Below are 12,292 nucleotides of genomic sequence, written 5' to 3'. Positions count from 1 at the left end.
CATCTCACATCGGCATACATTACGACTAGATCTCGATGTTTAAACCAAATTCAAGGCTGGCATCTTGCAGCCACAACCAAATGTAGTCAGCAAAGCTGCGGCGAATCACTAATTCAAATCGCTCATCGCTGATACGGCGAATGGTGGCACTGCTTTTAGCAAAAATGGTCGAGACCACTTTGCCCACAGGAAACTCAGTCGGATAAAAGTCGATCGGCGTCGATTTTCTCAATACGTCCACGGCATGAGGACCTGACAGTTCAATCACTGTATTGCCACCACTGCTGTTAACCAGTGAATAATGTCCGACCATTTCTTGGCGTAACTTCTCTTCCACATCAAAGCTTGCAAGCCCTGGCATGGTGATAAGCCACTCATCTGGTGTCATCCAACGCATCACATAGTCTCCCTTGTGGGTGGACGTCAGTGGCTGAATCGGCAATTCAAAGCCCAGTGCTTTTTTTACCGCTGCCGTTTGCTGCGTGTTACTTGCATCACAGCGTAGAACCAGATGGCCAAGCAGTTTGTTCTCTTTTAAAGTCACCCCAGCTGAGTCGCTATTGGCTTTCGCTAAGCTTTCTAAGTCAGCGTGGTGCAGTGGTGACTGCGCTTGAATTTCACCGCTTGGAACTTGATCCATCAGGGCAACCAACGGCGTTTGTTGTTGATCTAGCATTTCGGTATCAGACATTTTGACGCTCTCCTTTTGGATCGAGAAATACGGTGCTACAAATTTCTGCTTCGATGACTGAGCCATCGACTTGTGGGTAGTAAATCTTTTCACCCATTCGGCTCAAGCCACTTTTAACAAACCCCATCGCGATACTGCGGCCAAGGTTTTCACTCCAGTAGCTAGATGTAATATGGCCGACCATCGGCACTGGAATTGGCGCGTTAGGGTCCATCACACCTTGAGAACCTTCAGGAATGACAACATTTGGATCGATGGTTTTTAAGCCCACCAGCTGTTTACGGTCGGTACGAATACAATCTTCACGTGCCATGCCGCGCTTACCGATGAAGCTGAACGGTTTATTTTTACCCACACACCAGTCCATGCCTAAATCATAAGGGTGAACAGAACCATCGGTATCTTGTCCGGCGATAATAAAGCCTTTTTCAGCACGCAGAATGTGCATGGTTTCAGTACCGTATGGCGTAATGTCATATTTGGCGCCATGTTCAATCAGTTTTTTCCATACATGCATGCCGTAGTTGGCTTGAACGTTAATTTCAAACGACAACTCGCCAGTGAACGAGATTCGGAACACGCGTGCTGGTACGCCAGCCACCGTCGTTTGCTTCCAATCCATAAAGCGGAAGTTGTCTTTGCTTAAGTCGCAATCGGTCAATTCCGCCAGCAGTTTACGGCTGTTCGGCCCAGAAATGGTCGCCGTTGCCCAGTGATCGGTCACGGTATTGAAGTACACTTCAAGCTCTGGCCATTCAGTCTGGTGATAGAGCTCTAGCCACTCTAAAACATGAGCAGCGCCGCCCGTAGTGGTGGTCATTAGGAAATGATTTTCGCCTAAACATGAAGTCACGCCGTCATCAAATACCATACCGGTTTCACCGCACATTAAGCCGTAGCGACATTTGCCCACACCCAATTTAGCCCAGGCATTGGTATAAACACGGCCAATAAATTCGCGCGCATCTTTACCCTGAATATCGATTTTACCGAGGGTTGAGGCATCCAAAATACCAACGGATTTACGCACAGCGGTACATTCGCGATTCAGTGCTTGCTGCATTGTTTCACCGCGTTTTGGATAATACCAAGGACGTTTCCACTGACCGACATCTTCAAACTCTGCACCATTTTCTAAATGCCACTCGTGCATCGCTGTGTAACGTTTAGGATCAAACAGCGCATTGCAGTGACGACCGACGATTGCGCCAAAGGTTACTGGCGTGTAGTTCGGCCTAAAGATTGTGGTTCCAGTCTCTGGAATGGTTTGCCCCAGAGCTTTGGCGGTAATCGCCATGCCATTAATGTTACCAAGCTTACCTTGGTCGGTACCAAAGCCCATGGCGGTGTAACGTTTGACATGCTCAATGGATTCAAAACCTTCTCGACATGCTAGTTCAATCCCAGCCGCGGTCACATCGTTCTGATAATCGACAAACTGCTTTGGTGCTTTTGACGTTGTCAGCGGATGAGGGATATGGAACATTGCCATTGGCTGCGCGACCGTCTCTACTTCGACTTTAGGTAACGCAACCTCTACCACACTTAAACCAAGTGCTTGCAGCGCTTTGCTGCCCGCTCCTAAGCCCTGTTCTAAAGCGCCTTGAGTGGAAAACTCACCGCTTATCGCGCCTGCCAACAGTTGTTTTTGCTTCGTGGCTCCCGGAACAAAACCGATGACTTTGTCGTCCCACACTGGGCGACTTCCGGTATGACACGATAAGTGTACCGCTGGACTCCAGCCTCCAGATGTCGCGACCGTGTCCGCTTCAAGCTCATAAGGCTTACCGACGACTTTAAGACCCAGTGAATCGATATTCGCCACGCGCACCGCTTTGACTCGCTTGCTGCCTTTAACGTCAATCACCGCAGAACCTGAAATGACTTTGATCCCTGCATCTTTCACTTTTTCAATGATATGACTCGTCGCACTCGAACGGGTATCAACCACAGCCACAACTTGACGACCAGCTTGGTGCCAATCGAGGGCTGTTTGGTAGCCGCTGTCATTGGTGGTCATCACCACCAGTTGTTTACCCGGTACGACCGCATAACGATTAATGTAGGTCGATACCGCGCTGCACAGCATATTACCCGGAACGTCGTTGTTGCCGTAGACAAGCGGTCTTTCATGAGAACCCGTAGCGAGAACCACCCATTTAGCCCGCACTCGGTGTAAACGCTGACGCGCCTGCGTTTTTGGTGCTAGGTCGCTTAGGTGATCAGTACAACGCTCATGGATGGTTAAGAAGTTATGATCGTGGTAACCATTCACCGTGGATCGCGGCAAAAGCATAACATTGTCGGCTTTAACAAGTTCCTCAATCACCTCACTAACCCAAGCCATAGCTGGCTTGCCATTTAACATCTGTGTGCTGCTCAATAGGCTGCCACCAAACTCGTTTTGTTCATCGGCGATGATAACTCTCGCGCCCGCTCTGGATGCCGTTAATGCAGCACATAACCCAGCAGGGCCGGCACCAACGATCAATACATCACAATGTTGATTGATGTTTTCGTAGCGATCAGGGTCAAGTTCCAGTGGCGAACGTCCTAAACCGGCCGCTTTACGAATATACGTTTCGTAGGTTTCCCACATCGATTTGGGGTACATAAAAGTCTTGTAGTAAAAGCCTGGGGGCATCATGCTGCCACCGATTTTCCCTACAAATCCCATTAAATCTTTTTCGACATTTGGCCAGCCGTTGGTCGACTTACTGACTAAGCCATTGTAAAGCTCTTGCTGCGTGGCGCGTACGTTAGGCACTTGGGTCGCTTCCGTCGCTCCCAGCTGCATAATGGCATTCGGCTCTTCTGCGCCACTGCCAACAATCCCACGGGGACGGCCATACTTAAAGCTGCGCCCAATGATATCTACGCCATTGGCAATCAATGCGGAGGCTAAAGTATCCCCTTCAAAACCTTGGTAATGTTGGCCATTGAATTCAAAACTCACTGGTCGAGAGCGGTCAATACGACCTTCTGCTGCTAGCCGGTTTAACTGTGACATCCCTGCACTCCTTTAGCTTGCAACCACAGTGGGTTGCTCTCCAATTTTGTAAACTTCTTTAATTTCGTAGGTCTGGGTGTCACGCGTCATATTAAAGAACTTACGGCACCCCGCTGAATGCACCCACATTTCGTGATGTAGACCACGCGGGTTTTTACGAAAGAACAAAAACTCACCCCACTCTTCATCACTGCATGAATCTGGGTCTAGCGGGCGAGAAATATGAGCTTGCCCTTTAGGATGAAACTCTTCTTCTTCGCGATATTCGCAGCAATGCGGACAGTAAATTAAAAACATCCTTGTCTCTCCTTAGTGCGCAACGCCAGAGGCGCCATGTTCATCAATCAGTGCACCATTGTTAAAACGGTACATAGAAAACGGCTTCGCCAAATGGTGCATTTTGCCCGCCGCCAAACTCGCCGCAAATACGTTGCCCGAACCAGGCGTAGCTTTAAATCCACCCGTTCCCCAACCACAGTTAAAGAATAAGTTTTCCACTGGGGTTTCAGTCATGATTGGACAAGCATCGAGCGTGGTATCGACAATTCCGCCCCATTGGCGGTTCATCCGTACGCGGCTAAAGATCGGGAACATTTCCAAGATCGCTTGAATCGTATGTTCAATCGTGGCGTAGGAGCCGCGTTGACCGTAACCGTTGTAACCATCGATTCCAGCACCAATGACCAAGTCACCTTTGTCAGACTGACTAACATAACCATGAACATGGTTAGACATTACGACAGTATCCAAAATAGGTTTAATAGGTTCCGATACCAGCGCTTGCAGTGGGTGCGATTCAAGAGGCATCTCAAAGCCTGCCATTTTCGCCACTACGCCCGAGTTACCAGCGACCACGCAGCCCACACGCTCTGCCATAATGTTGCCATAGCGATTGGTTTTCACACCTTTGATCACGCCACCTTCGATAATCAGGTCGGTCACTTCCGTTTGCTGAATAAGGTCAACGCCTAGGCTGTCAGCGCCGCGAGCAAAGCCCCAAGCTACTGCGTCATGACGAGCCACACCCGCATTAGGCTGCCAAGAGGCCCCTAAAATGGGATAACGTCGATTCGGTGAACAATCCATATGTGGGACCAGTTCTTGAACCTGCTTGGCATCAAGTACTTCACCTTGAATACCGTTAAGACGGTTAGCGGCGACGCGACGCTCGATGTCGCGCATATCTTGCAACGTATGACCGAGGTTTAAACAACCCCGACGTGAAAACATCACGTTGTAGTTCAAATCTTGTGACAAGCCATCCCATAATTTGAGCGAATGTTCAAACAGGTGCGCGGCTTCATCCCACAGGTAGTTTGAACGTACAATGGTCGTATTTCGCGCGGTATTACCGCCACCTAAATAGCCTTTTTCAATCACGGCGACATTAGTAATGCCGTGTTCTTTAGCAAGATAGTAAGCCGTTGCTAAACCATGGCCGCCACCACCGATAATAATGACGTCATAACGTTTTTTGGGAGTGGGATTTCGCCACACGCTTTGCCAGTTTTCATGGTGAGAGAGCGAGTGTTTGAATAAGCCAAAACCTGAGTAATGCTGCATAGTCCTATTCCTTGGTTCATACATGAAGTGCCACCAGCACTTCATTGCACTAAACTAGCGATACGCGGGGAAATCACGGCACAATGCCGCCACATTTTCACGCACTTCTTGTATTTTGTTTTCCAATGCACTGGGCTGATCCAATACATCAAGAATGTCGGCAATCCAGCCGGCGAGGTTGATACATTCCGCGATGCCAAAGCCTCGCGTCGTGATGACTGGAGAGCCAATACGCAATCCAGAGGTCACAAACGGCGATTGTGGATCGCCCGGAACGGCATTCTTATTGACCGTGATATTCGCTCGACCTAACGCGGCATCCGCGTCTTTTCCGGTCAAACCTTGTTTGATAAGACTAAGTAGGAACAAGTGATTGTCTGTACCGCCTGATACGACATCAAACCCTCGCTCAATAAAGACCTCTGCCATCGCTTGAGCGTTTTTCACGACTTGTTTTTGATAATCGGTAAATGAGGGTTCAAGCGCTTCTTTGAACGCCACCGCTTTGCCTGCAATCACGTGCATGAGCGGGCCACCTTGTCCACAAGGGAACACGGCAGAGTTGAGTTTTTTCTCAAGTTCATTGGTCAGAGATAAAATCAAACCACCACGTGGGCCGCGTAACGTTTTGTGCGTGGTAGTGGTGACAACATCAGCATAAGGGACCGGATTAGGATATTGACCCGCGGCAACTAAACCGGCGACGTGCGCCATATCTACGAAGAGATAGGCATCCACTTTATCCGCGATTTCACGAAACTTTGCCCAATCCACAACGCGAGAATAGGCTGAAAACCCAGCGACAATCATTTTCGGTTTATGCTCAAGTGCCAGCTCTTCCACCTGTTGATAGTCGATTTCTCCGGTCTCTTCGTTCAATCCGTACTGAATCGCGTTATACAACTTGCCTGAAAAACTTACATGCGCACCGTGAGTTAAGTGTCCACCATGCGCGAGGCTCATACCCAAAATGGTATCGCCTGGTTCACATAGCGCCATGTAAACGGCAGCATTAGCTTGAGAGCCAGAGTGAGGCTGGACGTTGGCATACTCAGCACAAAAGAGTTTTTTGGCGCGCTCAATGGCTAACTCTTCGACTTCATCCACAAACTCACAACCGCCGTAGTAACGTTTTCCTGGATAGCCTTCCGCGTATTTGTTGGTCAGCATTGATCCTTGCGCTTGCATCACTCGGGGACTGGTGTAGTTCTCTGATGCGATCAGTTCAATGTGAGACTCTTGACGGAGCTCTTCCTTATTTATGGCCGCCCAAAGTTGGTCGTCATACCCTTCAATCAGTTGTTCCTTGTTAAACATGTTCTCTCCTTGCTGCCACCATGATAAGTTGAGTGGTAGTGGCTTTATCACGACTGATTTATTGACATCAGATGGTTACTTGGCGTTTTGTCCCTCGAGCAAATCAAGTGACTGTTAATCAAAACGCTCAATCATGTTAATGAAGTTGGGTATGGCGACCTTGCCTGAAACTGTCTTTGACATGTCCGATTACGACAAAGCGAAACGACGTATTTGGTACGCATCAAACCGCAGTAAACGGCAATTTCGTTATCTGGATACAAATTTACGTATTCACCTACGGATAGAGGTTCAAAAAGCGGCAAATAAGGGTCATTCTTGATGAGTAAATCTTTTACAATTTAAGTGATATTAAAACTAAAGGTGAGGCAGACCTTCTCGTGACAGTACGAATTTTTCTTTTGATGAGTGTACTCTTTTCAACACTCAGTTATGCGATCACTCCGATCACACCACCGACGAAACCAAGCATCACTGCCCCTATCGATTTAGTGAAAGTCGATAAATCAAAACGCCGTATGTATCTATTTTCTAATCAGCATATTGTGAAGTCTTATCGCATTGCTTTGGGTAAGAATCCAAAAGGACATAAGCAGCGCGAAGGGGATCAACGGACACCAGAAGGTCGCTATTATTTAGGGTTTGTGTCCAATGATTCGTCGTATTATCGCTCGATTCATGTCTCTTATCCCAATCAAAGAGATATTGAACACGCGCATAAACTTAATGTTGACCCAGGTGGCAACATTAAGATCCACGGTTTAAAAAACGACGAAACCCACTCAGCAAACTACATCCAAAGTTTTGACTGGACGAATGGGTGCATTGCACTTACCAATGATGAAATGGATGAATTTCTGGCGTTGGTTAAGCCCGGTACACCGATTGATATCGAATGGTAAGCCGTGGGGTCATGCCTCACGTTCTATCAGCGCGTTTGCGTTGTCTTCCTCTGGGGTGCGTGTCATCCACCAGCAAAGTAATGAGCCGAGCGTTACCAAGCCAACGCCTTGCCAGAAGCCGCTGCTTAACGAAATGCCTAATAACAGGGCGGAAAACAGCGCCGCCATGATAGGCGTAAAGTAGGATAACGTCGCTAATAGCATCATGTTGCCACCGAGGAGCGCTTGGTTCCATAGCCCATATCCTGCGGCCATGACGATTCCGGTAAAGACCAACCAAGCGATACTGGGCAAGGTTATTGACATGGGTGGCTGCTCACTTAATGCGTATTGCAGCCAAAGCCCTGCGGCCGTAAACAAGAAAAACAGCCCAACCGCGCTTTTTCCGCTGCCGATCTGTTTAGTCACCACACAGTAGGTTGCCCATAGCACAGCACCAATCAAAGCTAAGCTAAAGCTCAATGGATTGGTGGCGATATTATTGGCTAGAGCAGTCAGCGAGAAAGTTTGCCCTCCCAAAATAGACCACACAACGCCGATAAACGCGATACCAACACTTGGGTAAAGCCACAGGCTGACTCGTTTTGTACTGAGCTGAGCGGCGAATAACACCGTTAATGCCGGCCATAGATAGTTGATGATCATCATTTCAACGGCTTGATGCCGAGAATCTGCAAGGCCTAATGAGAGCGCCATACACGCCTCATATCCGGCAAACAACGCTCCACCAATGACCACATAACGCAATGAAAGATCGCACCGTCTCGGTAACCCGGTAACCATCATCACCATCATTGTCGCCAGCGAATAGATAAGCGCCGCACCGCCAACTGGCCCGAGTGACTCCGTAACTATGCGCATCAGCGCTGATACTGTGCTCCAAAGGACAATCGCAATCACACCGCACAGTGTATATTTATGACGTTTCAATACCGCACCGTCTTTTTGTTTTGCTAAATGGACGGATACATTGCGCTGGTCATCCTATGTAGTCAATAACTTACACGGATAACTGAACTTTTATTGACCAAAACCCGGTAAATAGTGGGATAAAAACCAACGCCCGCTATCAACGATCAACTGCATCTGCTCACGCCCTTCACCACTAAGGCTATAAATCAACACAGCAAAGTGCACGAACATCACTCCCCACTGCCCTGCACGAAACAGCAGGGAACGTGTTGGTAGCGGGGAAAATGGCGCGCTAAGAACTGGAAGTATCCAGCCACCAAATACGGCAATAAACAACAACGCCGCACCGCTAGTCTGTGGTTTAGCATTTCGCCAAGCACACACATCAAGCGCCACGACAAGACTCATCAATAAATTAACTGCAAGCAGCCAATAAACCACTTCGATAGGATAGCGATAATGGAATGTTGCCCCACCAAGCGCTGTGATAAAAATAATCGCGAAAAACACATCAAAAGAAATACCGCTTAAAGGCTCTATATTTGCCGCCTGAGCATGGCCTAATGCATCTTTACTGATCGAGAAACGCACCGGCATTGCTCGCTTTGGCCTCATTTTACGACGTTTCAGCGCCTGCTCTGTAAAACGAACTTTGTTTCCGCCATGAACGGGCGTAATAAAGCCATAGCCTTTATCTGGATACCATTCGCTGATTTGCCCTTTGTGTGCCATCACTTATTTTCACTTAAATCATCACGTCATGCTTGTGCACTTCGTGTGGGTGCACTGACGTGGTTAATGAAACACTCGTGATTTAAGCATAGAAAAAAGCCGAGCACATGGCTCGGCTTATTCATACTTTGGCGTTAGGACAACGACTTCACAATTGACCACGAGTGAGTCATGGTGATACCCGCACCAAGCATCAAGCAAACTGAACAATACTTTTCTAATGAGTTCGCCGTCACTTGTGCGACCACCTCTTCGTCAAGCTCGTTGCCTGTAATGTCAAAATGAATATTGATCGCCGTAAACAACCGAGGCGCAGTGTCACGTCGCTCCGTAGTCAACTTAGCCACGCAACCAGATACCGATTGACCGGCGGATTTTAAACCGTCGACAACATCAACAGAACTGCAGCCGCCCGCCGCCATTAACACCATCTCCATTGGGCTTGGCGCAGTGTCACCCCCATTTCCATCCATCACCACAGAGTGACCTGACTGCGATTGACCTAGAAACTTAAAATCTTCAATCCATTTTACTTCGGCTTGCATGCGCACTCCTTATTGTGTGTTATCAGTTGGAAAAACGACGCCCGTTTGCTGTCGAATTTGTTTGAGTAATTTGGCGACCAACAGCGAGCGGCGCTTGCAATCAGGGTCAATGGCATTGCTTTGTACTTGATCAGCAAACACGTGGGCTTCGTCAAACATCGGATTCGATTGTTGTTCAACACTTAAGTCTTGAGGCTCACTGCCTCTTGGGATTTTCACCACTTTTTGCGCCGTTGAGATCATCTCAACCAAAAGCGCTGCATCTTCACCCTGAATTTCACTGTTTAAGTACGAATTGCTGGTTTTTGAATGGTTGAGGACCACATCAAACCCATCGTAACTCATCACCACACTTCCGTTGCCATCCACTCCGGAATCGAGCAGGTGGGCAGTAGCCTGTACCGCTTTAGGTTCACCAAAAAGCTCAACGGCAGAGGCCAAACAATAATAACCAATGTCCATGATTGAACCATTAGAAAATGCAGGATTGAACGTATTTGGGTTTTCACCGTTGAGGTATTTCGGATAACGTGATGAATATTGGCAGTAGCTGATCATAGCTTGACGGATCGCGCCGATGGAGCTGAGCTGAGCTTTGAGAATCTTAAAATTGGGCCGGTGCGGAGACATAAAGGCTTCAAACAACACTCGCTGGTTATCTTCCGCCGCACGATACATTTGCTGCGCCAATTCATCACTAGACGTTAAGGGCTTTTCACAGGCCACATGTTTGCCAGCGTTGAGCAGCGCTATGGTTTGCGGCGCATGAAATGAATTAGGGCTTGCAATGTAAACAGCTTCATAAGTATCGCTCTGTGCGAACTGCTCAAAGTCATCAAAACAAGCGATGTCAGCGCCGTATTGGTCGGCAAATTGGCGCGCTCGATCAAGTTCTCTTGAGTATACGGCGGTAAGTTCAAAACGTTTAGTTAATAACGCGGCGTCGATAAAGCGATCAGTAATCCAGTTGGTGCCGATGACAGCTAATTTAATCATAATCTTATCTATACCGTTAAGATGACACGGAGTGCCAGAAGAATCAGTACTGCGCCTGACAATCGGTCAATCAGCACAGCGCGAGTTCGAATTTTATCCAGTACGCGTGGATTTGAGAGGAACAATGTGATCAGTGTATACCATAGCCCGTCGACTAGAAATGGGGTGAGCACGATGACTGACTTGCTTTCCCAAGAATGGCCAATCGCCACAAACTGACTAAACAGAGCGATAAAAAATAGAGAAATTTTGGGGCTGAGTAGTGAGATAGTAAACCCTTCTTTGGCGGATTGAAAAACACTCACCGCCTCACCCGACTCCAATTTAGCCGCCACGCCCCCTTTTGAGCGTAGAGCATTAAACCCAAGGTAGGCAAGATACGCGGCCCCAGCATAACTTACGGTCTTAAACAGTAGCGGTGACTGCTGCAGTACCACCGCAAGGCCAATGAGCGTTATAAACGCATAAATCGCAATGCCAAACGCGTGCGCCCAAGCGGTCGCCAAGCCATTACTGCGTCCGCCCGCCAAACTGTGCTTAGCAACCATAGCAAGGCTAGGCCCTGGTGACATCGCACCCAGTAAGCATATGGTAAATAAAGAAAACCAAATCGTAATTGTCATACAGACCTCCTCGTGAGGAGAGTAATGTAGCGCGAACCCATCATGATTCAAAATCAAAGTTAGTCATAGCAGTCATGATTTCAAGTCATGACCTATTGAGTAGCGTGAAGACTGCATAATACTCAGAAGCAGGTGGCGTATCCATTGGTGGGCGGGGTCGTTATCTACTTTCGGATGCCAGATCAACCAATACACCAAAGCGTCGGTAGCAAAAGCCAGAGGTTGGTAACTTAACAGTGCATGACTGGAGAGGTTTTTGGCAATATGCTCTGGAACCACTAACACGTAATCACTCTCTAGCAAAGTATTCACTGCGGCGGAAAAAAACGGCAGTTTCAATGCGACTCGGCGCTGTTCTCCCTGCGTTTTTAACGCCACATCAATATGTGTATTTTTATCCCCACCGCCAGTTACCGCGACGTGGCTGAACGAAGTAAGACGCTTTGCGGTAATCGGCGCGCTAAAAACTGGATGATCTTGACGCGCTAAACAGACGGAGCTATCAGTGCCAAGTAGCGTACTTTTTAATCCTTTCGGCGCTTCCCTGCCAATTGTCATGGTGGAAGCCAAATCAATACCGCAATGGTCGAAATCTCTTAAGTAAGCCGGATCCCATAGCCGGTATGCTAAATTAAGCCGAGGCGCTTGAGATTCAACTTTCTGTGCGAGTTTAGGAAACAAATACTGAGCAACATAGTCGCTAGAGGAAAACACAAATTCCCCTTTCCAGTTCTCTGGCGTAAATGGTTTGTCATTGAGTAGCCCATCGCATTCATTGAGCACAAAGTCCAATTTTTCTTTTAATTCAAGCGCCTTTGCCGTTGGCAACAACTGGTTACCATCACGGACCAATAATTCATCAGCGAATAATGTTCTTAACTGTGCCAGTTGGCGACTCATGGCTGATTGGGTGATATGTAAACGCAGCGCAGCACGACTCACGTGCTGTTCTTCAATTAAGATTTGCAGGGAGCGAAGTAAATTAAGGTTCATGTGCTGAC

13 protein-coding genes are annotated in these 12,292 nt (G+C 48.0%); 2 read left to right on the top strand and 11 right to left on the bottom strand.

Features of this window, described 5'->3' with window-relative positions:
* Nucleotides 1–25: 25 nt before the first annotated feature.
* The 5 genes from ACFFUV_RS14715 to glyA are packed head-to-tail and all read right to left on the bottom strand — an operon-like array spanning nt 26 to nt 6,581.
* A complete protein-coding gene (locus ACFFUV_RS14715; RefSeq protein ID WP_390194253.1) occupies nt 26–691 on the bottom strand; it encodes a sarcosine oxidase subunit gamma in 666 nt (221 codons plus the stop codon).
* Nucleotides 684–3,701 (bottom strand): sarcosine oxidase subunit alpha, encoded by a 3,018-nt coding sequence (locus ACFFUV_RS14710; RefSeq protein ID WP_390194251.1) that lies wholly within the window; start codon nt 3,699–3,701, stop codon nt 684–686. Before ACFFUV_RS14710 ends, ACFFUV_RS14715 begins: the two co-directional genes overlap by 8 nt.
* A gap of 12 nt (nt 3,702–3,713) precedes the next feature.
* Nucleotides 3,714–3,998, bottom strand: a complete 285-nt coding sequence (locus ACFFUV_RS14705) for a sarcosine oxidase subunit delta (protein ID WP_390194250.1) — start codon at nt 3,996–3,998, stop codon at nt 3,714–3,716.
* A 12-nt stretch (nt 3,999–4,010) separates the two neighbouring features.
* On the bottom strand, nt 4,011–5,264 hold the full coding sequence (locus ACFFUV_RS14700; protein WP_390194248.1) for a sarcosine oxidase subunit beta family protein: 1,254 nt from the start codon (nt 5,262–5,264) through the stop codon (nt 4,011–4,013).
* Between the two features lie 54 nt (nt 5,265–5,318).
* Entirely contained in the window at nt 5,319–6,581 is a 1,263-nt protein-coding gene (gene glyA, locus ACFFUV_RS14695; protein WP_390194247.1) for a serine hydroxymethyltransferase, read from the bottom strand.
* A 133-nt stretch (nt 6,582–6,714) separates the two neighbouring features.
* Between glyA and ACFFUV_RS14690 the strand changes: the two genes are divergently transcribed.
* Together ACFFUV_RS14690 and ACFFUV_RS14685 are read left to right on the top strand one after the other, a co-directional pair.
* Nucleotides 6,715–6,903: a hypothetical protein gene (locus ACFFUV_RS14690; RefSeq protein ID WP_390194246.1), complete on the top strand. Its 189-nt coding sequence runs from the start codon at nt 6,715–6,717 to the stop codon at nt 6,901–6,903.
* Between the two features lie 82 nt (nt 6,904–6,985).
* Nucleotides 6,986–7,483 (top strand): L,D-transpeptidase family protein, encoded by a 498-nt coding sequence (locus ACFFUV_RS14685; protein WP_390194245.1) that lies wholly within the window; start codon nt 6,986–6,988, stop codon nt 7,481–7,483.
* 9 nt (nt 7,484–7,492) lie between these two features.
* On the opposite strand, the gene yddG is transcribed toward ACFFUV_RS14685, so the two are convergent.
* From yddG to ACFFUV_RS14655, 6 genes are all read right to left on the bottom strand, one after another.
* Nucleotides 7,493–8,413 carry an aromatic amino acid DMT transporter YddG gene (yddG, locus tag ACFFUV_RS14680; RefSeq protein WP_390194244.1) on the bottom strand — a complete coding sequence of 307 codons (921 nt, stop codon included), beginning with the start codon at nt 8,411–8,413 and terminating at the stop codon, nt 7,493–7,495.
* A 90-nt stretch (nt 8,414–8,503) separates the two neighbouring features.
* Complete coding sequence (locus ACFFUV_RS14675) at nt 8,504–9,130, bottom strand: cold-shock protein (protein ID WP_390194243.1); 627 nt, start codon at nt 9,128–9,130, stop codon at nt 8,504–8,506.
* Nucleotides 9,131–9,261: 131 nt separating this feature from the next.
* The gene (locus ACFFUV_RS14670) at nt 9,262–9,672 is read right to left on the bottom strand and encodes an OsmC family protein (RefSeq protein ID WP_390194242.1); all 411 of its coding nucleotides are present in this window, start codon (nt 9,670–9,672) and stop codon (nt 9,262–9,264) included.
* Nucleotides 9,673–9,681: 9 nt separating this feature from the next.
* Nucleotides 9,682–10,668: a Gfo/Idh/MocA family protein gene (locus tag ACFFUV_RS14665; protein ID WP_390194241.1), complete on the bottom strand. Its 987-nt coding sequence runs from the start codon at nt 10,666–10,668 to the stop codon at nt 9,682–9,684.
* Nucleotides 10,669–10,676: 8 nt separating this feature from the next.
* Nucleotides 10,677–11,291 carry a LysE family translocator gene (locus ACFFUV_RS14660; RefSeq protein WP_390194239.1) on the bottom strand — a complete coding sequence of 205 codons (615 nt, stop codon included), beginning with the start codon at nt 11,289–11,291 and terminating at the stop codon, nt 10,677–10,679.
* A gap of 72 nt (nt 11,292–11,363) precedes the next feature.
* Nucleotides 11,364–12,284: a LysR family transcriptional regulator gene (locus ACFFUV_RS14655; RefSeq protein ID WP_390194238.1), complete on the bottom strand. Its 921-nt coding sequence runs from the start codon at nt 12,282–12,284 to the stop codon at nt 11,364–11,366.
* Nucleotides 12,285–12,292 lie beyond the last annotated feature (8 nt).

Origin of the sequence: Vibrio olivae (assembly GCF_042428525.1) — a bacterium.
In the GTDB taxonomy this organism is placed as follows: domain Bacteria; phylum Pseudomonadota; class Gammaproteobacteria; order Enterobacterales; family Vibrionaceae; genus Vibrio; species Vibrio olivae.
The sequence above is the reverse complement of the archived record's forward strand: the minus strand, read 5'-3'. Positions and strand labels throughout refer to the sequence as shown.